Here is a 25506-nt window from a genome sequence, read left to right as displayed (position 1 = left end):
TGATGTCATCATGCTTCGCCAGTAAAAATCAATATAGGTTTAAGGCGAAGATGAAAACCCGGCATCACCCGAGGATTTTCCGGCTTTAAGCGTGGAAATTCAATCCATGCTTAAAGCCGGGTAACTCTCTCACTTCTCTTCGTCGCTGCCGAGCGTGTTGCGGTCGGTGATCACCTTGTCGACGATCCCGAATTCTTTAGCTTTTTCAGCGGTCATGAAGTTGTCACGTTCCAGCGCGCCCTCGACCTGGTCGAGAGTACGGCCGGTGTGCTTCACGTAAATATCATTCAGCCGGCGCTTCATAGCCAGGATTTCCTGTGCATGAAGCATGATATCGGCCGCCTGACCGCGGAAACCGCCGGAAGGCTGGTGCACCATCACCCGCGCATTCGGCAGGATGTAGCGCATACCCTTCTCGCCTGCGGTCAGAAGGAGCGAGCCCATGGAAGCGGCCTGGCCAATGCAGAGCGTCGACACAGCCGGACGAATGAACTGCATGGTATCATAGATCGCGAGACCAGAGGTCACGAGACCTCCCGGGGAATTGATGTAGATCGCGATCTCTTTGCTCGGGTTTTCAGCTTCCAGATACAGAAGCTGAGCGCTTACCAGGGTTGCCATATGATCCTCGACCGGGCCGGTCAGGAAGATGATGCGCTCCTTCAGCAGGCGCGAATAGATATCGAAGGCCCGCTCTCCCCGGTTGGTCTGCTCGACCACCATAGGCACGAGAGTGTTCATGTAGATATCGACAGGATCCTTCATACCTCATCCATATGCTTGAGATGTTGCCTGGAGACTCTCCAGACAGGAAACAGGCCTTGAAGCGCATCGATTCAGGGCCTGACTCGAAAAAAGCGACACCCCGTATATATGGGATGTCGCCCTCAACGCAAAGTCATGACAGATGCGGCGTGAATGCAAGGTTAAATCTGCAGCCACATCTGGGGATAGACGGGAAAACCGATTGGCCAGATTGGCCGCTATCGAGAGGATGCTCTCGATAGCGGTTTGACCTTAGGATTCGTCTTCTTCCTCAGCGACCAGCTTCTCCAACTCTTCCTTGGTCACCGTCTTGTCGGTCACCTTGGCGAGTTCCAGCATGAAGTCGACGACCTTTTCCTCGTAGATCGGCGCACGCAGGGAAGCCAGAGCCTGCTGGTTGTTCTTGTAGAATTCGAACACCTGCTGTTCCTGACCCGGGAACTGGCGGACGCGGTCGTAAAGAGCGCGCTGCAGTTCTTCGTCAGTCACCTGGATGTTGTTCTGCTCACCGATTTCGGACAGGACAAGACCAAGACGGACACGGCGTTCAGCGATCTTGCGGTATTCCGCTTTCGCTTCTTCTTCCGTCGTTTCTTCGTCTTCGAAGGTCTTCTCGTTGCGCTGCATGTCTTCTTCGACCTGACGCCAGACAACATCGAACTCGGAGTTCAGAAGCTTCTCGGGCAGGTCGAACGAATAGTGCTCATCCAGCTTGTCGAGCAGCTGGCGCTTGACGCGCTGACGGGTCATCTGACCGAACTGGCCTTCGATCTGGCCGCGGACGATTTCCTTCAACTTGTCGAGAGACTCAAGGCCGAGGTTCTTCGCAAACTCATCATCGACCTTGGCTTCGCCGGGAGCTGCAACTTCCTTGACGATGACGTCAAAGGTTGCTGCCTTGCCGGCCAGATGTGCAGCCGGATAGTCGTCCGGGAAGGACACTTCCACGACCTTCTCGTCGCCAGCCTTCACGCCAACGAGCTGCTCTTCGAAGCCCGGAATGAACTGACCGGAACCGAGAACCAGCATGCCGTTTTCGTCGGCACCACCTTCGAAAGGCTCGCCGTCGATCTTGCCAAGGTAGGACATGGTGACGCGGTCGCCGTCGGCAGCCGCACCGTCTTTCGCGTCGAACGGAGCGTTGTTCTTGGCAATCTGAGAAACCTGCTCGTCGACTTCTTCTTCGGCGATTTCAACGACCGGACGCTCGATTTCGATACCGGAAAAATCGACGATCTCGAAGCTCGGCAGAATGTCGTAGGTCATCTTGAAGGAAAGATCGGCGTCACCGGCCATGATCTTCTCGGCATCTTCTTCCGGCAAATCGATTTCCGGGGTCAGAGCCGGGCGCTCGGAGCGCTCCTCAACGGCTTTCTGAGTCGTTTCCTGGATGGTGTTCGACAGGATCTCGGCCATGGCCTGGCGGCCATACATCTTTTTCAGATGGGCCAGCGGAACCTTGCCCGGGCGGAAGCCCTTGATGTTGGCCTTGGATTTCAGGTCGGCCATGTAATCGTCGAGCTTGGCGGCGAGATCACCAGCCGGAATGTCGATTTTCAGCTCACGCTTGAGGCCCTCGGAGAGGGTTTCGGTTACCTGCATGGGTTTTGTCGTCCTCGGTCCCGAGCGGCAATCCGCCCCGGAGGTTTCGTTTTTAAAATCCCGTGTGCCGCATTGCCTGCACTCCCCTTTTGCCGGGAGCGTTCAAACGGCAACGCATCGCCTTGAACACAGTCCAAGACGCACGATGGGAGCGCGATACTGCGTAGGCCCGAAAGTGTCAAGGGGAGACAAGGGTTTTGCTGGCGCAAATCGCCTGAAATCGGCTCTTTCGGCAAGGTCATTTGATCTTTGCCGGCCACCTGGGCCGAAACGTTCGCCCCTGGCTTCACCGGTATTCCCGCAGCACATGTCGCCGCCGAACACTGCGCCTGTCGCACCAGCTGCACCACAACGATGCTCCTTACCAAGGTGGCACTTGAGCGCGTAGCGCCTGCAAGGCTTTCAACACCCAGCCCCAAGTGACGACCGCACCGGATCATGGCTCAAAGGGAGAAGCCTAATCAGCCCAAATACCAGCAGGCATGGAAATATCGATCATAGAGAAGAATGGTGCGGATGGAGGGACTTGAACCCCCACGCCTTGCGGCACCAGAACCTAAATCTGGCGTGTCTACCAATTTCACCACATCCGCATCGCAGTGAGTGACGCGGCACCCAGCGATTTAAGCGGGGCCTCTATAGCATCGCAAATTTTCCCGTCAAAGGAAAAAGCGGTGCTTTGCCTCATCGGAAACCGGACTTCTCCACAAGTGTGCGAAGCGCAGGTTTCAGGGCTGTCCCAAGATCCTCTGAGGTCAGCCCCGGCCCCGCCTCCCGGCCCGCTTCACCGTGTAGCCAGACCGCCATTGCCGCCGCCTCAAAGCCGGGAACGCCCTGCGCCAGCAGACCCACGACGATTCCGGCGAGCACGTCGCCGGACCCTGCCGTTGCAAGCCATGGCGGCGCATTGCAATTGATCGCCGCCCGCCCATCCGGTGCTGCAACAACACTGTCCGGCCCCTTCAAAATCAGGACAGCCCCGGATCTTCGCGCCGCCACGCGAGCGCGTGATAACTTGTCACCGGAAAGATCAGAGAAAAGACGGGCAAACTCCCCCTCATGCGGCGTCAGGACAACAGGCTCCGGATGCGATTTCAGACGAACGAACAATTCGGATGGGTCGTCCGCGAAACTCGTCAGCGCATCGGCATCGAAAACGCTTGCCCGCTTGCCATCCAGGATATCCGAAACTGCCAAGCGCATCTTTTCCCCGACACCATAGCCTGGACCTATCAGAACCGCATTGAGGCGCCTGTCAGACAAGAGATCGCGAATTCCGGTTTCGGATGCAACCTTCTTCAGCATCACTGCCGTCAGATGGCTGGCATTGACCAGAAGCGCATCCGGGGGCGAGGCCAGCGTGACGAGGCCCGCCCCTGCCCGCAATGCAGCCCCGGCCGACAGCCGCGCAGCGCCTGTCGCCGCAACCGGCCCGCCGAAAACAACCGCATGTCCTCTGGAATACTTGTGACCGGTGGGCGCGACTTGCGGCCAACTGCCCAACCAGAGTTCGGGACCGTTGGCGAATGCGGCGGGCGCGATTTGATCGAGCACACCCGCTTCGATGCCGATCTGTGCAACACTGATCCGGCCACAGAGTTGCCGGCCAGGATAAAGCAGATGTCCCGGCTTCTGACGGAAGAAGGTGACTGTCTCACGTGCGCTGACGGCCTCGCCATCAACCACCCCGTTTGCCCCCTGAACTCCCGACGCCAGATCCACGGCAAGCACAGCGGTACCGGAAGCATTGACAGCTCGGACCACCTCCGCAACACCACCGGTCAAAGCCCGGTCCAATCCGGCACCGAAAAGAGCATCTACAATCAAATCGGCATCTGTCAGAGAAGTGTTTAAATCGCCCGCGACATGATCGCCCTCTGCCGCAAGAAGGGCAGAAAGTTTCATACGCTGAAAAGCTTCAAGCGCATCCCCTTTCAGACCATCTCGTGACTTGAGCAGCCTGACTTCAACGTCGTATCCCGCCGCGGCCAGACAACGCGCTGCAATGAAGCCATCACCGCCGTTGTTGCCGGGTCCGCACAGAACGACAATCCGGCCAGATGCAGGCACCATATCCGCGGCAGCTTTCGCCACTGCCTGGCCTGCACGTTCCATCAAGTCAATTCCCGGAACGCCGCCCTCTATTGTGAGTCGGTCCGCAGTTCCCATTTCCTGCGGGGTCAGCAGCGCACATTGCAGCATCGCGTCGTGCAGGCTCATTTTTCAGCCACCTCTTCTCTTCGCCCCGGCCTCAGACAGCGCCGAACCGGATCTCGCGCCCTGCAACCAGGTTCAGACCAGAGGCACGGAAATGCGGATGGCGACACCTTTGGCGGTGAATTGCCGATCAATCTTGCCGTTCATCTCGCCAGCCACCAAGGCTTCCATAAGCCTGCTGCCGAAGCCGAAGGTCTTCGGAGACTCGACCACCTTGCCGGTCTCCTCAAGCCAATCGAGTTCAAGCTGCATGCCCTTTTTAGCCGGGACGACCCTCCAGACCACTTCGAAGCGTCCGTTCTGGGCAAAGACATCGGAATATTTCATCGCGTTCGTCGCCAGTTCGTGAAACACCAGCCCGAGCGCATGGGTCCCAGTCTCACTGAGTTGAACCGCCGGCCCCGCAAGTTTGATGCCCTGGGCTCCTTCGCCGAAAACCTGTTCAAGCTCTTGCAGAAGCAATGCCTTCAGATCGGCCTTTGACCATCTGGAGCGGGTCAGGAGATCCTGGGCATTTGCCATCGCCTGCAACCGCGAACTGAACGAATCGTTGAATTCCTCCAGGCTTTCGGAAGCTCCGGCTGTCTGGCGGGCAATTGCAAGAATGCGCGCAATCGAATTCTTGATCCTGTGCTTCATTTCCTGAAGCATCAGGTCCTTTTCCTGGATCGTCTTTTCAGACATTTCCTTCAGGCGCTGATTGGCCTCCCTCGCCCGCAACCGGGAACGAATCGAAACCGCGAAAGCCGCGGAGAAAAGCAGAGAGACCGAACCAAGCATGAAGGTACGCCAATAAAGAAAGGCATTGTCCTTGTGGGCTGCTTCGATAACCGAGATCTCCCAGACTCTCCCGCCAACTTCAATCTGCCGCGTTACAAGATAGCGCGCCTCTCCGGCACGCTCTTCAAAACCTTCCGATGTATAAAGGTGTTCGGCGGCACCGTCCGTAACATCGGTGGTGTTGACGAGAACAGGAACCGGAGTTGGTGACGTCAGCGCGGCCTTGTGCAGATCTCCGGTACGAAATGGCGCATAAACAAAGCCTTCGATCCGATCTTCCCCGTTCAGCGTTTCTCCGCTGCCATCCTCCACTGCCAAAAGGGGCAGATACGCCAGAAAGCCGGTTTGCTTTTCGTTTGTGATTTCCTGAACAAGCATCACAGGGGCCGAGGCTTTCACGGCAAAATTTTCAGCTGATGCTATCATCGCTTTGCGGCGTGTTTCATCGGCAAACATATCGTAGCCCAGAGCAGCCTTGTTACGCAGATCCAGCGGCTCAATCAAAACGATGGGAGTACGATACGGCTGATCTGTAGCCGGCCAGACCTGACGTTCCAGGTCATAGTTCTCCAGCAACAGCTGGCTGGCTTCATCCTCGCTACCGGCCCGTGTCAATCTGGCGAAGCCAATCCCCTGCATTCCCGACAGGTGCCCCTTGAGGAAAAGCCCCAAGGCAAAGCTCTGAAACTTGGGCCGAGATATCGACCCGCGATCGGCTTCAAAAAACGAATGCGTTGCCGCAATGAGGGAAAAATTCTGTTCGGTGCGTCCGCGAATACGGTCAACAGCTTCTTCGGCGAGTATTTCGAATTCGCGTCGCTCAACGGCCCGCTCCCTGTCCAGAATGACATAGGTGAGCGACAGGCCAATCGCCGCACTTATCACGAACACAAGAAGGGGTATGTGTCTTTTCATCGCCGCTGGCCTGACCCTGGAAGAAAGCTTGAAGGACTCAGAATTAGAAAGTTTTCACGGGCCCGGCAACAAAATCATTTGCAAAACGAACATGAAAACAACAAGAATCTTCATAACATTTGTTAATTTCAGTATTCGCGACAGTATCAATCAAAAAATACGTAAGCTTAAATCCGGGAACAACGTTAAGTTGAACGTATTCCCTCAAGACCTCAAGCAGATCAACGTAAATCCTAGGCCCAGATCATATCTTCACGCCCCTCCCGGCGAACGTTGTAGTCTGTTTTGGGAAACAACAGGCTGTACGAAATGCTGCCGGCGGACACACTGAATGTAGCAGACCCGCTCAGGGACTGCGGTAACACCGTTTCGAGCAACAACGCTGAAAAGGCACTTCTGTGCTGCTCTTCCACGCTACCTGCCGTTTTCTCATCAGCTTCCGGTGCAGCGGCACAGCCGGCAGTCCAGTTGATGGACAGACACGCCCGCCCCCGATGCAGTATCGTCTTGCAGGTAAGAGATATGTTGCCAACACCCTCCAGCCCTGAATCGGAAAACGTCGAAGCAATCAATTCATGAAGCCCAAGCCCCACATAAAGCGCAGCATTGGGCGTCAGCAGCGGGTTTTCGCCTGTCGTAGAAATCGGAACAACGCGCCTTGCGCCGAACAGCAGCATTTGAGATCGCGCAAGATCGAAAAGGCGCACACCGAACCAGTCAGCTTCCGTCACAAGGTCCTGGGAATTGGAGAGGGAAAAGATACGCCCCTGAAACTCGGCTATGAACTGCTCAAGGGACCCTGAATAGCGCGCGGACTGCGTGGCAAGGCTCTGAATGACCGCCAGAAGATTTTTCGACCTGTGGCTGACCTCAAGCAGAAGATCCTTGAGCGCCTGCTCCCTGCGGCTGCTTTCAGTGATGTCGACGATGGTTGTCAGAACCTGTGAAACATCTTTGACACCGGCAATCGTTTCGATGTGGACTTCAAAAATCTGACCACTGTCGGTCATGACCTGCAGTTTAGCCGCTTGCCCGGTTTGCAGCACCACCTTCTTCGCCTCACCGAGCTGCCTGCCGATGCCCGCACCAAAGATTTCCTCATCCGTCGGGGCATCCCCGACAGGCGCTGACCAAATATGCGGCAGGTTCGTGATGTAGAGGTAATTCAGCAAGTCGTCCTGCAGCATGACGCAGGTACGCGAACGCAACAGGGCGAGAATGAGGTATTCCCGAAGCTGCTCATCGGACTGGCTGGCATTGTGCCATGTAAGCCTGCGCAAAGATTTCCTCACTAAAATTTGCAGACCAGACGCTGCGTTCATCAAAAACCAGCAGGGACTGGCACTCTCGCGTTTACCTTCGTAGCACGCCCGCGATGAGCGAAAGTACTAAAACCGCACCAAACAATCCGGCCAGGATGAGAGCAACCGGCACCGTTGCACTTCCCATTCCCAAGAAACCGAACGTGCCGGCGACAAGTGCGATGGCCACGAGAGCCAAAGCATAAAAGAGCATAAGTGTCTCCATTCTCCCGTGTGTCTGCAACGCACAACGATAAGGATGGTTCCTCGCTCGGAAATTGCGCTATCTCGGCCTACGTCCTTTTCACCGCCTTGTTGCCGCACTCGATTGACGTGAGATTGTGCAAATCACCATGCACACAGCGGATGTACGTCTGGACCAAATGATAAAATACAGCCTACTTTTTAATCTGTTTGCTCAATTTAACATCATATGACCAATGTCATGTGTGGTAGGCAATCATTCCGTTCGTATAATTTGCCGCTTTTAGTGGCGGATTTCCCCGAACGGGTAAAATTTCCGGGGTGGCATGCCGGGTTGGCACACATCGTGCTTTATTGCTGACAACGGTCCCTTCCGGGCTCGGGTGGGTCGCTTTGACCTGCGCACCGGAAAAGGGCACGCCGAACTTATCCGGCCTTTAAAGTGGAGAGAGACACAAGGTGATGAAAAAGATCGAAGCGATCATCAAGCCCTTCAAATTGGACGAGGTCAAAGAAGCTCTGCAAGAGGTCGGTCTCCAGGGCATCACCGTCACGGAAGCCAAGGGTTTTGGTCGCCAGAAAGGCCACACGGAACTTTATCGCGGCGCAGAATACGTCGTGGATTTCCTGCCGAAGGTGAAGGTGGAAATCGTGCTTGGCGACGACATGGTTGAAAAAGCCGTTGACGCCATCAGATCCGCCGCGCAAACAGGCCGCATTGGCGACGGCAAGATCTTCGTATCAAATATCGAAGAAGCAGTCCGTATCCGTACCGGTGAATCCGGCATAGACGCTATCTGACCCACCCATTCCGGCAACCGCCGGCAATCCGAATTCCGGTCCCACGCAACGGAGCCAAATATTAGACACTTTGCAGGACCGGAACAGTACCCAACCGTTCACATGAAAAACTAAAGGGATGGACACTATGACCACTGCCGCTGAAATCCTTAAGGAGATTCAGGAAAAAGACGTGAAATTCGTCGACCTGCGCTTTACCGATCCTAAGGGTAAAATGCAGCACGTCACCATGGACGTAGCACTCGTTGACGAAGACATGTTCGCTGAAGGCGTTGCTTTCGACGGCTCGTCCATTGCCGGCTGGAAGGCCATCAACGAGTCCGACATGATGCTGATCCTCGATCCGGAATCTGCACACATCGACCCGTTCTTCGCGCAGTCCACCATGGCGATCTTCTGCGACATCGTCGACCCGGTCACCGGCGAAGGCTACAACCGCGACCCACGCATGACCGCGAAGAAGGCAGAAGCCTACGTCAAGTCCGGCGGCTTCGGCGACACCGTGTTCGTCGGTCCGGAAGCTGAATTCTTCATGTTCGACGACGTCCGCTTCAACGCTGACCCGTACAACACCGGCTTCATTCTCGACAGCTCGGAACTGCCGTCCAACATGGGTTCCGAATACGAAACCGGCAACCTCGGCCACCGTCCGCGCACCAAGGGCGGCTACTTCCCGGTTCCGCCGGTCGACAGCGCTCAGGACATCCGCTCCGAAATGCTGTCCGTCATGGCAGAAATGGGCGTTCCGACCGAAAAGCATCACCACGAAGTGGCTGCTGCCCAGCACGAACTCGGCATGAAGTTCGACAACCTGACCCGTTGCGCCGACAACATGCAGAAGTACAAGTATGTCGTCCATCAGGTAGCTCATGCTTACGGCAAGACCACCACGTTCATGCCGAAGCCGGTATTCGGCGACAACGGCACCGGCATGCACTGCCACCTGTCCATCTGGAATAACGGCGAGCCGACTTTTGCCGGCAACCAGTATGCCGATCTTTCGGAAAACTGCCTGTACTTCATCGGCGGTATCCTGAAGCACGCCAAAGCGCTGAACGCTTTCACCAACCCGTCGACCAACTCCTACAAGCGTCTGGTCCCGGGCTACGAAGCTCCGGTTCTGCTGGCCTATTCCTCGCGTAACCGTTCAGCTTCCTGCCGTATTCCGTTCACGGCTTCTCCGAAGGCAAAGCGCGTTGAAGTTCGTTTCCCGGATCCGACCGCGAACCCATACCTCTGCTTCTCCGCTCTGCTGATGGCCGGCCTCGACGGGATCAAGAACAAGATCCACCCGGGCGATGCAATGGACAAGAACCTCTACGACCTTCCGGCCGAAGAGCTTGCAGAAATCCCGACCGTTTGTGGCTCTCTGCGTGAAGCACTGGAAGAAGTCGATGCAGACCGCGAGTTCCTGAAAGCTGGCGGTGTGTTCGACGACGACCAGATCGACGCTTACATCGAACTGAAGATGGAAGAAGTCGAGCGTTACGAAATGACCCCGCACCCGGTCGAGTTCGACATGTACTACTCTGTCTGATCCCATCAGGTTCAGATCAACGGAAAGGCCGGGCATTTGCCCGGCCTTTTTGTTTGGTCGGCGTAACGATGTCTTTGCATTCAACGGATGCTTGTGACGCTGGAAGTGCCCTGGTGGCCACCGCCCTCAGCAGGCCTCAAGCTCGGCCTGAAATGGATCTCACTCAAATAAATCGCGCAAGATCTAAGTGTTTACGCGCAACCAGTCAGCAAGTGACGGCCGCTTGCTGCGCCCCCGTCCGCGCATCGCCGGAGATGCGATCATTGCGTTAAGAACGGATTCCTGCGTCGTTTCGGCAGCCGCCTGAAACAGAACATCGATCTTGTCTTCTCTAAGAATATCGCGAGCGACAAAGTCACCCTCTTCGAAGTGCGCGACCTTGGCGGCAGTTGAAAAGGCGAGCGCGATATCGCCGCTTCCATTGCCATAGTAGGCACCCAGCCGCGCCACCCCCGCCCCGGCCCGCCGCGCAATCCGTTTCAATTGCCGGCTTTCCAGAGGCACATCCGTCGCCAGAACGACGATGACAGAACCGCGTTCTTCGCTTTGCCTGGCCTGTTTTGGGTGCGGTCGCCGTCCATCCGGCATCACCAGATCGCCGGGCCGGCCAAAATTGGCAAGCACCAAAGCGGCAAGCCTGTGTTGACGTTCGCCAAGATCAAAGACACGAGACGCCGTGCCGACACCACCTTTGAAACCAAAGGCACTCATGCCCGTCCCGGCCCCGACGCTGCCCTGTTCAACCGTTCTACCGGCCGCATTCAGGGCCGCCTCGGCATCGGCTTCGCTCAAGGCCATTGCCTGAATGTCGCTCAGATAGCCATCGTTACATTCCATCACCACTGGATTGATGGTTCCTGTAGAGCGGCCAATCTCCGGGTTTTCGGCAATCGACCGACGGATAAGCGCGTTTACGCCGGTTCCAACGCCAAAGGTGTTTGTCAGCAGGATCGGTGTTTCCAGCGTTCCCAGTTCATCGACCTGGATCAGACCAGCGCTCTTTCCAAAGCCGTTGATGACTTCGACAGCGGCTGGAAGCTTCTCGCGAAAGAGATTGCCGGAATGTGGCACAAGAGCGGTGAACCCGGTTCTGAGATCGCCCTCGTTCAAGGTCCGATGGCCGACAGCAACACCGTCGATATCCGTGATGGCGTTCAGGGGACCAGGCTCCAGAGTGCCGCAGATGAGGCCATGAGCCCGGGAAGGAGACTGTGGGAGATTGGACGACATGGAACACCGGATGAAAATTTCACTGTTCCGTGTTGAAAAGCAGGATCAACCAAATCTCAAGACGAAAAAGCCTCCCGAAGGAGGCCATTCGCAGACATTGTGGATGAGATCAGTAACAGACGCGCTGGTAACCGACGACAACGTAGCGGCCGTAATAACGGCTCCAACGGGTCACCGGGCGCTTCTGGCAGCGGACCGGCTGGTAGTAGCGCGGCTGAGCCTGGGAAGCGATGATGGCGCCGGCGGCAAGGCCGATGATGGCACCAGCGGCAATCGCACCGCCGCGGTTCTTGGCATGAGCTTCATTCGGAGTAATGGTGACGGCAGCGGTAGCCATGGTGGCGACTGTGACGGCGGCTATTGCAAACTTGCGAAACATGACGACTCCTTTCGATTGTTGAACAGCGGCTTTCCGTGCGCTGCTGATGATTTCAATTTAGGATTTGCCGGCAACTTTGGCTGTGACCACCATCACGATGCTTCACTTTCGCCGGATTAAGCTTGAAAGTATGTTTGAAGTCGCCGGCCCCTCGCGGTCCGGCAAGAAAAAAGGAGTTTTCCATGTGGGTGATTATGGCGGTTTCCATTCAGCTTTTAAGTGGTCCGAATGTCTGGGCTGTTGCCGATCAAGGCACGTTTCAGGATGAGACGGAATGCCAGGCAGCACTCAGCGAAGCCGTCCCGCGGACACTCTCGGAAGGCATGCGCCTTGCCTGGGAAGGTGGCGAGCTGAAATTCGTCTGCGTGAAAGTGCGTGCCAACGGCCAGGCAGGCAACTAACCGCCGCCTGAGAGCATCTGCGCTCCCGATTTTCCGGCCGTCGCAATTTACAAGTCCTGCGGCACGCGCTAGAGCACGACCGCAGGAATGCCGGCAGGCACACAAGACGGACGGACAGGCGAACATGAGCGAGTTCAAATCGGACTTTCTAAACGTTCTTTCAGAACGCGGTTTCATTCATCAGATCTCCGACCCCAACGGTCTAGACGCTCTTTGCGCGAAGGAAACCGTAACAGCCTATATCGGCTTCGACTGCACCGCTCCGAGCCTTCATGCCGGCTCTCTTGTTCCGATCATGATGCTGCACTGGTTCCAGAAAACCGGCCACCGTCCCATCGCGCTGATGGGTGGCGGCACAACGCGCGTCGGAGATCCCTCAGGCAAGGACGAATCCCGCAAGATCCTCACCGAAGAGGTGATTGAGGAAAACAAGGCCGGCATTCGCAAGGTTTTCGAAAAGCTCCTCACCTTCGGCGAGGGCCCGACGGATGCAATTATGGTAGACAATGCCGACTGGCTGCTGAAACTGAACTACGTCGAATTTCTGCGCGATATCGGACGGCATTTCTCGGTCAACCAGATGATCCAGCGAGACAGCGTGCGCCTGCGCCTGGAACGCGAGCAGCATCTGTCCTTCCTCGAATTCAATTACATGCTCCTTCAGGGCTATGACTACCTGGAGCTTTACCGGCGTACGGGCTGCCGCCTTCAGATGGGCGGCTCCGACCAGTGGGGCAACATCCTGTCCGGCACGGATCTCGTCCGCCGACTGGGCGATGTCGAAGCGTTCGCCCTCACCTCTCCGCTCTTGACCACGTCGTCGGGCGCGAAAATGGGCAAGACCGCCGCCGGTGCGGTGTGGCTCAACGAAGAGCAGCTTTCCGCCTATGACTACTGGCAATTCTGGCGCAATACGGAAGACGCGGACGTTGAGCGTTTCCTGAAGCTGTTCACGGTTCTGCCGATGGACGAAATCGCCCGCCTGGCCGCGCTTGAAGGCTCCGAAATCAACGAGGCCAAGAAGATCCTGGCCACGGAAGCAACCGCATTGATCCACGGTCGGGAAAACGCCGAAGCGGCTGCAGAGACCGCACGCAGGGCCTTTGAAGAAGGCCAGACGGCCGAGGGCCTGCCGACGGTGGAAATCGCAAAAGCGGATCTGGAAGCGGGCCTCGGGGTCTTGTCCGCATTCGTAACCGCCGGGCTTTGCGCCTCCAACGGAGACGTTCGCCGCAACATCAAGGGTGGTGCCGTGAAGATCAACGACAAGGGCGAACAGGACGACAAGCGCCAGATCACGCTTGCAGACGTTACCGGTGACGGCATCGTCAAACTGTCTCTCGGCAAGAAAAAGCACGTGCTTCTCAAGCCGGTCTAAGCGACCCAAGCTCTCGACGGACAAAAGCCGGGCCCATGCCCGGCTTTTTTGTTCCGCCCTCCTGACCAGTCATCTCGAACGCAGCCAGACGGAGACCGCAAATCAGAGCACCAGACCGGCACGGAAGAGCTTTTGCTCAGTTTGGCTGAAACTCGAACATCTTGCGGAAGATACCAGGGGCAATCGCCGAAATCGGATTGACGGAAAGCACCGGATCGGAAACGGGCCCCGACAGACGATAGGTCACGCCGATCAGGCCTTCGCCTGAACCGCCGCCGAGTGCAAAACCCAGCAACGGTATCTTGGCGAAAAAGTTGTTGAGTGCGTAGATCGGCACGAAAGTACCTGTCAGGTTGAGCGTTTGCCGCGACAGATCCACCGAACCGCTGACAGTTCCTCCAAGAGCATTGCCTTCAAGAGCACCGCGGCTGATGGTCAGCAAATCGCCGTCCCGCGAGAAGTTGATATCGAGTGTTTCGAAACTCGCGGTATCCGCCGCTTCACTGCTGTTGACCGGCCGCCCGTCGGGAATTTTTTTGGCACGGTTCTGTTCCCGGATACGTTGGATGGCCGGATCTTCCGTGATCCTTAGCGAGCGAACGTTGAAGTCGCCGACCCAACTGTTCTCGTCGGCCATTGCAACGTTGAGGACGCCAGTTCCGCCGCGCATCCGCTTGTAGAGATCGAGAAAGCGAAGCGTCGCACCGGTATTCTCGAACCGGCCGATGGCCGCTTGCGAGCCTCCCTGGTCCGTCACGGTGAATTCGAAATTCGCGCGACCGTTCACCAGCCCTCTCAAGTCCGCTGAAATCAGTCCCTTGGCGCCGGTATCGATCTTGCCCACGAACTTTTCGATGGCCTGATTGTTGAACCCGGTGACCCGGTCGATATTGGCGGCAATTCTTGCGCCACCTGAAAAATCGCCCGCGCCCTTGCTGCTGCCTGGGCTGCGCATGCTCTTGATGAGCCCACGGCCGTCGAAAGAAGATCCGGCAAATATGATATCGTAGCGCCCGTCGGACGCCTTCTGGATGTCGACTTCGACATTGTCACCCGGACGCAGCTTGAACGTGCTGAAGGCCGCGCTGACGAGATCACCGGCCAGCGACAATCGCATGGAACCGGCAACGTCGACCCCTTCCGAGACAAGTTTGAAATCCTTCACCCGGCGCTGCTTGTCTGTCTCGACCAGCTTGAAGGATGCCTTCGCAGGAACGCCCTTGGCTTTCTGCCATCCAAGTGCCTGAAGCCTGACATCCGTCTGCTTCAGATCGATGACAAATTCCTGTCCGTCACTGACCTTGGCAACGCTGAGCTTCATGTTGCCCTGAAGAAAGGTCGTCAGATCAACACCCTTGTCCTTCAGTTGCTGTGCGTTGAGTGAAACCACCACATCCTGGCGCGCAGCAACGCCGGACTCGCCCAAGGGCACGACCAGGTCGATATCGGCCTGAAGTCCATCCAGGATGCCCTTTCCGGTAATTGCGACCTGATCCTTGTTGGCATCCAGCGCAACATCCGACTTGCGGACCGTGTGCCCCATTATCGGGTTGCTGTCCGAGAAATTCTTCAGCTGGCCTGTCGCCTGCCAGTCGATATCGGCAAGGTCGATTTCCCTGCCCAACGGAAACGACGCGGTAATGTCGAGTTCACCTGATCCTTCAACGCCGTCATTCTTGAGGTCTGCCCGGTCCAGCACACGGAAAGGCGCGCTGTTGACCATTGCCCCGAGATCAGCCGCTGCTCCCTCCATACGCGCGTTCACGTTTGCCATCTTGCCATCCCGCAACGGCAGGTGATGAATCTGGAAGACACCATCCGGCACGACAACCGGGCCACCTTTCGAAGACGTCGCCGTTCCGTTTTTAGCTGAAACGGTCAACGTCTCGTCCTTGATTGTGAGCGTGCCTTCGAGACCGGCGATCTCGGGAACGTCACCCACAGGTGTCACCGCACCGTCGGAAAACGTCATGTCGAGGCTCATATCGTTGCCCGACCAGCCCGGATCAGGGTTACGCGGATCGAATGCCGGCGGACGCAGCGCCCCCGTATAGGAAACCGTCTCGATCAGACCGTTCTTCAGGCGATCGATGATCCAGCGGCGTGCCGGCGGCACAAGCGTGATCGGCCAAAGCTGCTTCGCCACGGCAAGCGGTATCAGTTCGCCGTCGGCGGCGAGCGCCAGATATGGCCCTTCAGGGGTAATCTGCAGAGAAGCAACCCCATGGACTACCGCCTTGCCGGCGCGAGCCGTGAAACGGTCAACCGTCAGCAGTTTCTCAAGCGGATCGAACCGTGCACGGACCTGGATGCCATCCAGCATATTCGGCTCTTCCGGAACATCGGCAGATCCAAACTGCGGATATTCCGAATCGAGATTGATCTGCCACTCGTGTGAATCACCTGCGACAGGCCCGATAGACCCTGTAAAAAAGATGCGCGAGTTACCGCGAATGACATGCGATTTGGTAATCTCAATCGTGTCCTGTCCTGCCTCGAACAGCAGCGACAGTGCTGCATCGTCAAAGGCCACCAGTGTCTTGCCGAGTTGAAACCAGCCATTGCGAATGCGGGCAACCGCATTGGCAGAAATGAATTTGCCGTCTCCCGTCAGCCGGCTTTCGATTTTCGCGGAAGCCGGAAGCCCCAGTCCCTTGCCCTGCACCGATCTGGCACTTGGACCGAGCAATTCGGCAAGTGTGATGCCGTTGACCACAACGCCGATGCTCTTGGCATCCGCACCTGGGGGGGCATTGCGGGCAAGCTCCAGCCGCCAGGTGGATATGTTCCCGGCGACACGGGCGAAGGCGCGTATCGAGCGGTTCTCGTCGCGAAGAATGTCCGCATCGATGCCCGAGTAGCGCCTGGGAAATGATCCGGCCAATTCGAAAGTGGCATCCCGGATCTTCACGAAGCTGAGCCCCCGGCGGGCGAACTGGTCGTCCACGACATCGCTCACCCTGTCGACCGCCTCCATGAGCGGCCCCATTTTGGGGAGCTTTGCCGGCCCACCGGCCAGAACGATCCGGACATGAGGTTTCACGAGGTTGAGCGACGAGAAATGAACCTCGCCGGAAAGCAGCGCATCCCGGTTCAGCGGTGCGGTCAATTCAGGAAAACTGATGCTGACAGGCGATCCACCGGCAATGTCCACCTTCGCATCGGATACCAGGATATTGATGCCCTCTGGAGCGGTAAAATCGACGCTCGCACTGCCGATGGACAGCTGCACCTGGCCGCGCGTGCCCTGATAGGCAAGAAGGCTCCCGAGAAGCGGAATGCGTACCGGACCAGTGGCAAAAAGAAAGATGAGACCGGCAACGAGACCTATCAGAACCGCGGCGGCAAAGTAGCGCAAACGCTTGCGTTTTTGCCGCCCCTTTTTGGGCGTGTTCTCAGGTTCGCCGGATTTTGGCAAATACGTCAATCCAATCTTTCGCCTGTATGCGTAAGACAGGCGCTTGGGTTCGAGTTTGGAGCAAGGCAACGCGTTATGCCGTCGCTGTTCCGGACGAGTCGCTTGGCGATTGATGATACTGCGAAAGCTTTGCTAAAAGCGACCACAGCCATTGCAGTAGCAGCCGGAAACCGGCATTAACGCACAAACTTTGACAGAAGGAAGGCATGATGAGCGAATTGGCCGTCGGGGATGTCGCACCGGATTTCGAACTGGAAGGGGATGGCGGCAACAAGGTGTCGCTGAGCGCCCTGAAAGGAAAACCCGTCGTGGTGTATTTCTATCCCAAGGATGACACTCCGGGCTGCACCAAGGAGGCTATCGCCTTCACGGAGCAGACCGACGCTTTTGCCAAACTCGGCGTGACCATTATCGGGCTGTCGCCAGATACCGCGGCAAAGCACGACAAGTTTATCGCCAAACATAATCTTGCGATCAGACTTGGGGCGGATACGGAAAAGGAAGCTGCTGAAGCTTATGGCGTCTGGGTCGAGAAATCCATGTATGGCAAGAAATACATGGGCGTCGAACGGTCCACGTTTCTCGTCGGTCCGGACGGCAAGATCGCGCAGATCTGGCGCAAGGTAAAAGTTCCCGGCCACGCGGACGCCGTGCTTGAGGCTGCGCAAGCCCTGTGAGGTCTTCTCCTCGACAACGACCTGCCAACCAGTGAAGCGTCCCGGAATGGAAACCATGCCCCACAGCCTCGTTGCCGGAGCAAAGGCGATTGTCTGCGCACCGGACACGGCCGAAAAGGTTCGGCTTGCCTATGCTGTTTCAAGGGCGTGGTTTCAACGGGACCTGGCGCTCGGCTCCCCTTCCCTGGACGGAGAAATGCCGGACCGGCCGGGGCGGCCCGACAAGCCGGTTCTGCTGGCACCGCGCGACATGCCCAAACGCAATTTGAAGGGCAAGGCAGGCCGCCTTGCCCTGATTCACTCGCTGGCGCACATCGAACTCAACGCAGTGGATCTGACATGGGATCTGATTGGCCGGTTTGCGCACGTCCGGCTACCACGCTCCTACTATGACGACTGGGTTCGGGTCGGGCTGGAGGAAGCAAAACACTTTGCCATGCTGCAGGAGCGCCTTGCGAAGCTGGATGCCTCCTATGGAGATTTTCCCGCCCATGATGGTCTATGGCAGGCAGCCCAGGACACCGGACACGACCTTGCAGCGCGTCTGGCCATCATTCCCCTGGTCCTGGAGGCCAGAGGCCTCGACATCACGCCGCCGATGATCGAAAAGGCACGCGAAATCGATGACGAGGACACCGCAAAATGCCTCGACATCATTTATCGCGACGAGAAGAACCACGTCGCCTTCGGTGCAAAATGGTTCCGATTCTTGTGTGACCGGCAGGGAATCAGACCCGAACCGGCTTTCCAGGGCTTTGTGCGCCGCCATTTCCGGGGAGCGCTGAAACCGCCTTTCAACGACCGCGCGCGTTCTGAAGCAGGACTAACCCCCGGTTTTTACAAGCCTCTTGCGCGTCTTGCCGGATAAATTTCACGCGCATGAAGACGAATTATTAACCTTACCAAATTCTAATCAGGCTCAGATCTCTTGCAGAATGCAGACAGTGACTGAGTGACAATGCAACAGCGCCAAGAAACGACGCGGACCTATCAAGCCCCCCGGACAGAGCCACATCACCCGGCTCTGGAAAAGGGCGCAAAGACAACCACCTACAGTGTGAGGCCGGTTCACCTGATTTGCGGGGCAATCGGTTGCGTGACGGCAACCTTGGCAGTCGCAGGCACGATAGGTTACTACGCCCTGCGCAGCGACATGATGGCTGAGGCCAGCGCGGAACGGACGGAACTGGTGCTGGAGTATCAGGACCATATCGACCGCCTGCGCACCGAAATCGCCAATCTGACGAGCCGCCAGATGGTCGACCGGGAAACTGTCGAGATCAAGGTCATGGACGTGCTTCGCCGGCAACAGGATCTCAATCAGCGCCACGCCATCGTTGCCGACCTTGTGGCACGGGCAGAAAGCGTTGGGATCTACTTGAGCGATAGCAAGCCGATGCCGCCGGAAAAACCCTCCATCGATGAGCGTAACCTCGCCTCCCTGGATGGCAACGACAAGTCAGCAATCGGCGGCGAGAGCGAACTGATTGAAGAACCGGTCAAGGCTCTAGGCTTGCGTGATGGGTCGACACGGTCGTTCGATCCGCTGACCATTCTTCAGCAGCCGGTGAAAGATGCCGCCGCATCAGACGCTGACTTAAAAAAAAACTCTGAAAAGCAAGCTGCGCTTGATGCCGTAAAAGCGCATATCTCCGTGATGGGCGAGGAAAGCACGGCCGCGGTCGACGCGATCACCATCGCCACGGAAGGCCGTATAGAGGATATCCTGGGTATCACACGGTCCATTACGCCCGGGCTTAACGCGACATTACGCGAAAAGACATCTCTCGGTGGTCCGTTTCAGCCGCTCAATGACGAGAACTTCCCTGACCGCCTGGACCGTGCCAACACCGCTCTTGAAACTCTGAGGCGTGTGAAGTTCACAGCGCTGCGCCTCCCAATCCAACGGCCGGTCCGCAACGGCTCGGTATCCAGCACCTATGGCCCGCGCGTCGACCCGTTCCTGGGACGGCTGGCGATGCACACCGGTATCGATTTCAAGGTCGCCTATGGCGCAAATGTTGTTGCAACGGCACCTGGCACGGTGATCAGCGCGGGACGTCATGGCGGTTACGGCAATATGGTGGAAATCCGCCATGCAAATGGCTTCATCACCCGTTACGCCCATATGAGCCGCATTAAAGTTTCAAAAGGCGATCATGTCCTGGCTGGCGACCTTGTCGGCAATGTCGGTTCCACCGGTCGGTCCACTGGCCCGCATCTTCACTATGAGATTCGTCGAAACAACAAGCCCAGCAATCCGGCTCCCTTTCTGGCCGCCGGCGATCGCTTTGCTGCGCTGGCACTTTGAAAGTCATTCCAACAAAAAAAACGGGGCCAAGACGGCCCCGTTTTCATGTGCGTTGGACGATGTGTCCTTAATCGATGTCCGCAACTTCGACCGGGTCTCCACCAAAGACACGCTGAGCCAGCGCAGCTTCCATGAACTCGTCCAGATCGCCATCGAGCACATCCCCCGGAGACGTGCTTTCAACGCCCGTGCGCAGGTCCTTGACCAGCTGATAGGGCTGCAGGACGTAGGAGCGAATCTGATGCCCCCAGCCGATATCGGTTTTTGAGGCAGCTTCTGCACTCGCCTCTTCTTCACGCTTTTTCAGCTCGGCTTCATAAAGACGGGCCTTCAGCATCGACCAGGCGGTTGCCCGGTTCTTGTGCTGCGAGCGCTCGGACTGGCACTGCACCACGATGCCGGTTGGCTGGTGTGTGATACGCACGGCGGAATCGGTAGTGTTCACGTGCTGACCACCCGCGCCGGACGCTCGGTAAGTATCGATGCGGCAGTCGCTCTCGTTGATGTCGATCTCGATGGAATCGTCGATCACCGGATAGACCCAGGCGCTGGAGAAGCTGGTATGACGGCGCGCGTTGCTGTCGTAGGGCGAAATCCGAACGAGCCGGTGCACGCCCGACTCCGTCTTCATCCAGCCGTAGGCGTTCTCACCCTTGATCAGCAAGGTCGCGGATTTGATACCCGCCTCTTCACCGTCATGATATTCCAGCACCTCGACCTTGAAGCCGCGCTTTTCCGCCCACCGGCGATACATGCGCAGCAGCATGGAAGCCCAGTCCTGGCTCTCGGTCCCACCAGCACCTGAGTTGATTTCCAGGTAGGTGTCGTTTGCATCAGCTTCGCCGGACAGCAGCGAATTGAGCTGAAGCTGGTTGACCTTGCCTTTCAGACCGCGAAGAGCTTCCTCGGCATCGACGACGACAGACTTGTCGTCTTCCATCTCGCCAAGTTCGATCAGTTCGATGTTGTCGGAAAGGTCCTGCTCCAGAGATTTGATGCCAGAGATGCTGTCATCGAGCTGCTGACGCTCGCGCATCATCTTCTGCGCCTTCGAGGGCTCATTCCACAGGTTCGGATCTTCAGAAAGGGCGTTCAGCTCTTCCAGACGGACAACGGCCTGGTCCCAGTCAAAGATGCCTCCTCAGCAGGCTTATGGCCTGCTTGATTTCATCAACGATCGCTTCCATTTCGGCGCGCATCGGATACCTCGCTTTTGATGTGAAGCGGCCCGGTCTCCACAAAGAGGCACCGGGCCGAGAATTGGAGCGGGACATTACCCAAGCCGGACTGCGCTGTAAACCGTCGAAACGGATCGCCAACGGCCCGGCCAGTCAAGCTGCCTCTCGGTCGGCTGGATCAGTAAAGTCCACCCGTGCCGACCGTAACGGCCTGCTGCGCTTCCGGAGAAACGGCCGTCGGAACCCCCATCGTGTCCTGGAACCCGATGACGGAGTAGCTGTCCGGCGGAGCCATGCCCGGTTTGAAGGCTTCCAGAATAGATCCCGGCGCACCTGCCGCGGTTCTCAGACCGGTGCGGCGGTTGATCGGAATCAGCTGGAGGCCCTTGGGCACCCGGAATTCCACCGGTGGCTTGTCGGCCAGCGCAGCCTTCACGAAGTCGATGAAGATAGGCGCTGCCACCTGACCGCCGGTTGCACCGCGGCCCATCGGTTTCGGGGTGTCATAGCCAACGAAGACGCCAACGGCCAGATCCGGGGTGAACCCCATGAACCAGGCGTCTTTTTCGTCGTTGGTGGTGCCGGTCTTGCCGGCGACCGGACGCCCGACCGCCCGCACGGATGTCGCCGTGCCGCGTTGAACCACACCTTCCATCATGGAGGTGATCTGATAGGCGGTCATCGGATCGAGAACCTGCTCGCGGTCATCAATGAGGGTCGGCTCGTCCTGCCCCTCCCAGACGTCCTGCGTGCAGCCGTCGCAAATGCGGCTGTCGTGCTTGTAGATGGTGCGGCCATACCGATCCTGAATACGGTCGATCAGGGTCGGCCGCACTTTCTTGCCGCCATTGGCGATCGTTGCATAGGCGGTCGTCAGGCGCAGCACGGTGGTTTCCCCCGCACCAAGCGACATGGAAAGGACCGGAAGCATGTTGTCGTAAATGCCGAAGCGTTTCGCATATTCGGCAACCAGCGGCATGCCCATGTCCTGCGCGAGGCGGACGGTCATGACGTTTCGCGACAGCTCGATCCCCGTGCGCAAGGTCGACGGGCCGTAGAATTTGCCGCCGTAGTTCTGCGGCCGCCACGTGCCGAGGCCCGGTCCCTGGCTGATTTCCAGAGGCGCATCCATGATCACCGAAGACGGTGTGTAGCCATTATCTAGTGCGGCAGCATAAAGGAACGGCTTGAAGGACGAACCCGGCTGCCGGTAGGCCTGCGTAGCGCGATTGAACTCGCTCTGCGCGAAGCTGAATCCGCCCACCAGGGCAAGCACGCGGCCTGTATAGGGGTCCATCGCAACCAGCGCGCCGGATACCTTCGGAATCTGACGCAGTTCATAGGTTCCCGGTGCAACCGGGCTCTCTTCCACATAAACAACATCGCCAGGCGTCAGGACGTCAGAGACGGCACTGGGCGTCTTGCCCTTGACGCGGGCCCATTTCATGGTGCTCAGGAACAAGGGGCCGGTCTTGCGTTCGTCGGAGAGCTTGCCGCTGACTTCACGTTCCGGCTGAAGGCCTATCTTGGCTTCGTCGCCGCCAGCTTCCAGAACCACTGCGAGCTTCCATTCGGGAAGGTCGCCCAAGGCTTCCACCTTCGCCAGATCAATTCCCCAATCAGCGCCAATCTCGATTTTGTCGACCGGACCTCTCCAGCCTCCGCGCTTGTGATCGAAGTCGATCAGACCATTCATAAGCGCCTTGCGGGCGAGTTTCTGCATTTCCGGATCAAGCGTGGAGCGAACCGAAAGCCCACCTTCATAAAGGCGCTTGTCGCCAAAAATGTCAGCCACTTCGCGGCGGACTTCTTCGGTAAAATACTCGGCGGAGACCAGTCGGGAACCGGTTTCACGCGGTTTGACGACAATCGGCTTCTGTTTGGCTTCCTCGCCTTCCTGGGCACTCACGTACCCATCAGCGATCATTCGGTCGAGCACGTAGTTGCGCCGCGCGATTGCAGCTTCTGTCTTCCTGTAGGGATGATAGTTGCTTGGCCCCTTCGGCAGCGCTGCCAGATAGGCGATTTCTTCCAGCGAGAGCTCGTGAACGGACTTGTCGAAATAGATCAGCGACGCGGCAGCAACACCATAGGCACCAAAACCAAAATAGATCTCGTTCAGATAAAGCTCGAGAATTTCGTCCTTGGAGTAGGCCTGCTCGATACGCAGCGCCAGAATGGCTTCCTTGACCTTGCGCTCATAGGCGGCAGAGCGGCGTTCGCGCTCCTCGCTCACGAGATCCGACAACAGAAAGTTCTTTGCCACCTGTTGCGTGATGGTCGAAGCCCCTTCCGGACGGCGGCCCGAGCCGTAATTCTGGATGAAGCGCACCGCTGCACGGGCAATGCCTTCCGGGTCGACACCGATGTGGGTGTAGAAATTCTTGTCTTCGGCCGCGATGAAGGCTTCCTTGACCCGATCCGGAATCGCCTGGATCGGCAGGAACATGCGCCTCTGGGTCGCATATTCGGCCATCAGACTACCATCGGCCGCGTGCACGCGGGTCATGACCGGCGGCTCGTAGTTCTTCAGGGCGGTATAATCCGGCAGATCCTTGGTCAGGTCCTGCAAATACATCCAGACTCCAGCGGCAATCAGCAACGCAAAGATCGCGCCGATTCCGAACAGGTAGCCAAAAAACTTCACCAAAAATCTCATACCGCGGGCTCGTCTTTCCCCGTTCCTAGCGCTTCCAGCTTTTTAACACGGAAACTTTTGCTCAGCATCACCGATGCAGACAGTCGCACAAACTTGTTCGTCTTCCTCGTGCACCAATATGGCGATGCTGAGGCAATCGCCAGTGCAAACCTGCCAATTTTAAAGCAATACAATGATTTTTACTGGGACGGCAAAGCTTGCTGCCGGGCCAGCCGGGGCCGGAAGAATCCATCAACGGCCTCTGTTACGGCGTTGGCCATGCGGTCACGCCACTCGTCTGAAATGAGAAGCTTTTCGTCATACTCGTTGGACAGGTAGCCGAGTTCGATCAGAACCGACGGCACATCATGGGCTTTCAGCACTCGGAAACCAGCAGAACGATGCGGATTATTGATCAGCCGAACCGCGCTTTTCAGCTCCTCAACCAGCGATCTGGCGAAGTAGACCGAAAACGACCGCGTTTCGCGCCGCGCCAGATCGATCAGAATATCGGTAACCTCGGTCGGCTCCTCCGCAAGATCCACACCGGCAATCACATCCGACATGTTTTCCGACTGAGCCAGATCTTCGGCCAGTTGGTCGGATGCCCTGTCGGAAATCGTGTAGACAGTTGCGCCGCGTGCGAATTTCTGGCCGCGTCGAACAGAATCGGCGTGAATGGAAATGAACAGGTCGGCTTCGAGTTCATGACCGATCTCAACCCGGCGCCCCAGGGGGATGAATGTGTCGTCATCCCGGGTCAGCTTCACATTATAGAGACCGCTTTCGTCCAGTTTTTCCTTCAGAAGCTTCGAAAAATCGAGGACGATCGCTTTCTCGAGGGTTCCATGAACGCCTACCGCCCCGGTGTCGATCCCGCCATGGCCCGGATCGAGAACGATCAACGGCTTGTCCTTGTTCTTTGGCGCGGTCAGCCGATCACTCTTGGGTTTGGAATTGTCCTTGGTAGCGACACGTTTCGGCCTGGAAGTTTCGACGAAGGTCCTGAAATCCTCAGCACTCGCAGTCACCAGATCGACCACAAGCCGGGCCGGCTGATCATCGACGGCGGGCAGGAAGAACGTCTTGTCGACCTTGACCGGCCCCGTCAGATCCATCACCACACGGGATCTGCCGACCGCGAACAGGCCGAAGCGCCAGTCGGCGACGAGCCCTCTTCCGCTTTCGCCGGAATCGGCCGGTATCGAAAATTCCACTTCCGGAAGATCGATAATCAGCCTGTCCGGATTGGCCAGGCCGGAAATGACCGGTGAGACTTGCCGATTCATGTCCAGAACGAATCGCGTGCGCGTTTCATCACCCGCCACGCGCGCTCCGGTCACCTGGGCTTTCTCCGGCTCGGCAGATGCGGTCATCGTCAGCGCGGCGAGCGTGCCGGCACTGAGGCCCAAAACCACGGCAACAGACATCACCAGTGTCAAAACTGCGCTCAGGGCATGGTTTACTTGCGGTTTCATTCCGTCCTTGAACTCAATTATTTCGGTCACGTTGTTCGAAAACTTCGCATATTGAGCCCCCACCGGCCCTGTCATACGCCATACGCTACGCAAGGAAAATGCCATATCCAATTCACATTGCTTGCAATGCGCAGCGTCGGACCGTAAAAGTACCTTACGGATTTCGGTTTGAAACCGATACCGTCCCGGGTAGCGGACATGGGTATCTATCCACAACGCTATCGCATTCCCAGGCCTTCTAACGACAGAACAGAGGCCGTTCTGCCGCTTCAAGACAAGCCCTGGAAGAAAGTGGA

19 protein-coding genes and 1 tRNA gene are annotated in these 25506 nt (G+C 57.4%); 7 read left to right on the top strand and 13 right to left on the bottom strand.

Features of this window, described 5'->3' with window-relative positions:
- Positions 1-129: 129 nt before the first annotated feature.
- The 7 genes from AC2A6O_RS24600 to AC2A6O_RS24570 all read right to left on the bottom strand — a co-directional run bounded on the left by AC2A6O_RS24600 (position 130) and on the right by AC2A6O_RS24570 (position 7794).
- A complete protein-coding gene (locus tag AC2A6O_RS24600; RefSeq protein WP_148586720.1) occupies positions 130-765 on the bottom strand; it encodes an ATP-dependent Clp protease proteolytic subunit in 636 nt (211 codons plus the stop codon).
- Positions 766-1017: 252 nt separating this feature from the next.
- On the bottom strand, positions 1018-2367 hold the full coding sequence (gene tig / locus AC2A6O_RS24595; protein ID WP_498931044.1) for a trigger factor: 1350 nt from the start codon (positions 2365-2367) through the stop codon (positions 1018-1020).
- A 508-nt stretch (positions 2368-2875) separates the two neighbouring features.
- Positions 2876-2960 (bottom strand) — tRNA-Leu (locus AC2A6O_RS24590).
- Positions 2961-3051: 91 nt separating this feature from the next.
- Entirely contained in the window at positions 3052-4587 is a 1536-nt protein-coding gene (locus tag AC2A6O_RS24585) for an NAD(P)H-hydrate dehydratase (RefSeq protein WP_498931042.1), read from the bottom strand.
- A gap of 72 nt (positions 4588-4659) precedes the next feature.
- Positions 4660-6279, bottom strand: coding sequence for a CHASE domain-containing protein (locus AC2A6O_RS24580; protein ID WP_498931040.1), 1620 nt, complete (start codon positions 6277-6279; stop codon positions 4660-4662).
- 233 nt (positions 6280-6512) lie between these two features.
- Positions 6513-7559: an HWE histidine kinase domain-containing protein gene (locus tag AC2A6O_RS24575; RefSeq protein WP_498931038.1), complete on the bottom strand. Its 1047-nt coding sequence runs from the start codon at positions 7557-7559 to the stop codon at positions 6513-6515.
- A gap of 73 nt (positions 7560-7632) precedes the next feature.
- The gene (locus tag AC2A6O_RS24570; protein ID WP_498931036.1) at positions 7633-7794 is read right to left on the bottom strand and encodes a DUF1328 domain-containing protein; all 162 of its coding nucleotides are present in this window, start codon (positions 7792-7794) and stop codon (positions 7633-7635) included.
- 452 nt (positions 7795-8246) lie between these two features.
- On the opposite strand from AC2A6O_RS24570, the gene AC2A6O_RS24565 reads away from it, so the two are divergent.
- Positions 8247-8585 carry a P-II family nitrogen regulator gene (locus tag AC2A6O_RS24565; protein ID WP_006934743.1) on the top strand — a complete coding sequence of 113 codons (339 nt, stop codon included), beginning with the start codon at positions 8247-8249 and terminating at the stop codon, positions 8583-8585.
- 127 nt (positions 8586-8712) lie between these two features.
- The gene (gene glnA / locus AC2A6O_RS24560; RefSeq protein ID WP_148586714.1) at positions 8713-10122 is read left to right on the top strand and encodes a type I glutamate--ammonia ligase; all 1410 of its coding nucleotides are present in this window, start codon (positions 8713-8715) and stop codon (positions 10120-10122) included.
- 183 nt (positions 10123-10305) lie between these two features.
- On the opposite strand, the gene AC2A6O_RS24555 is transcribed toward glnA, so the two are convergent.
- Together AC2A6O_RS24555 and AC2A6O_RS24550 are read right to left on the bottom strand one after the other, a co-directional pair.
- A complete protein-coding gene (locus AC2A6O_RS24555) occupies positions 10306-11352 on the bottom strand; it encodes a DmpA family aminopeptidase (protein WP_498931034.1) in 1047 nt (348 codons plus the stop codon).
- Positions 11353-11461: 109 nt separating this feature from the next.
- Positions 11462-11731, bottom strand: a complete 270-nt coding sequence (locus AC2A6O_RS24550; RefSeq protein WP_148586712.1) for a tyrosyl-tRNA synthetase — start codon at positions 11729-11731, stop codon at positions 11462-11464.
- A gap of 182 nt (positions 11732-11913) precedes the next feature.
- Between AC2A6O_RS24550 and AC2A6O_RS24545 the strand changes: the two genes are divergently transcribed.
- Entirely contained in the window at positions 11914-12132 is a 219-nt protein-coding gene (locus tag AC2A6O_RS24545) for a hypothetical protein (protein ID WP_148586711.1), read from the top strand.
- A gap of 124 nt (positions 12133-12256) precedes the next feature.
- A complete protein-coding gene (tyrS, locus tag AC2A6O_RS24540) occupies positions 12257-13510 on the top strand; it encodes a tyrosine--tRNA ligase (protein ID WP_498931031.1) in 1254 nt (417 codons plus the stop codon).
- A 136-nt stretch (positions 13511-13646) separates the two neighbouring features.
- On the opposite strand, the gene AC2A6O_RS24535 is transcribed toward tyrS, so the two are convergent.
- Positions 13647-16937, bottom strand: coding sequence for an AsmA-like C-terminal domain-containing protein (locus tag AC2A6O_RS24535; RefSeq protein WP_498931029.1), 3291 nt, complete (start codon positions 16935-16937; stop codon positions 13647-13649).
- A 200-nt stretch (positions 16938-17137) separates the two neighbouring features.
- On the opposite strand from AC2A6O_RS24535, the gene bcp reads away from it, so the two are divergent.
- From bcp to AC2A6O_RS24520, 3 genes are all read left to right on the top strand, one after another.
- Positions 17138-17605 carry a thioredoxin-dependent thiol peroxidase gene (gene bcp, locus AC2A6O_RS24530; RefSeq protein WP_498931027.1) on the top strand — a complete coding sequence of 156 codons (468 nt, stop codon included), beginning with the start codon at positions 17138-17140 and terminating at the stop codon, positions 17603-17605.
- 46 nt (positions 17606-17651) lie between these two features.
- Complete coding sequence (locus AC2A6O_RS24525; protein WP_498931025.1) at positions 17652-18473, top strand: ferritin-like domain-containing protein; 822 nt, start codon at positions 17652-17654, stop codon at positions 18471-18473.
- A gap of 90 nt (positions 18474-18563) precedes the next feature.
- Complete coding sequence (locus AC2A6O_RS24520; RefSeq protein WP_148586707.1) at positions 18564-19916, top strand: M23 family metallopeptidase; 1353 nt, start codon at positions 18564-18566, stop codon at positions 19914-19916.
- A 67-nt stretch (positions 19917-19983) separates the two neighbouring features.
- Here AC2A6O_RS24520 and prfB read toward each other — a convergent pair.
- The 3 genes from prfB to AC2A6O_RS24505 form a co-directional block, all read right to left on the bottom strand.
- A protein-coding gene (gene prfB / locus AC2A6O_RS24515; protein ID WP_498931023.1) for a peptide chain release factor 2 occupies positions 19984-21115 on the bottom strand; the annotation gives its coding sequence in 2 pieces (ribosomal slippage) (positions 19984-21045 and positions 21047-21115; 1131 coding nt in all).
- 157 nt (positions 21116-21272) lie between these two features.
- Positions 21273-23753, bottom strand: coding sequence for a penicillin-binding protein 1A (locus AC2A6O_RS24510; protein ID WP_148586705.1), 2481 nt, complete (start codon positions 23751-23753; stop codon positions 21273-21275).
- 179 nt (positions 23754-23932) lie between these two features.
- Entirely contained in the window at positions 23933-25210 is a 1278-nt protein-coding gene (locus tag AC2A6O_RS24505; protein ID WP_286192754.1) for an N-acetylmuramoyl-L-alanine amidase, read from the bottom strand.
- Positions 25211-25506 lie beyond the last annotated feature (296 nt).

The sequence above is a fragment of the Labrenzia sp. ATLA3 genome, assembly GCF_057180185.1.
This window is presented reverse-complemented; position numbering and strand designations above follow the sequence as displayed.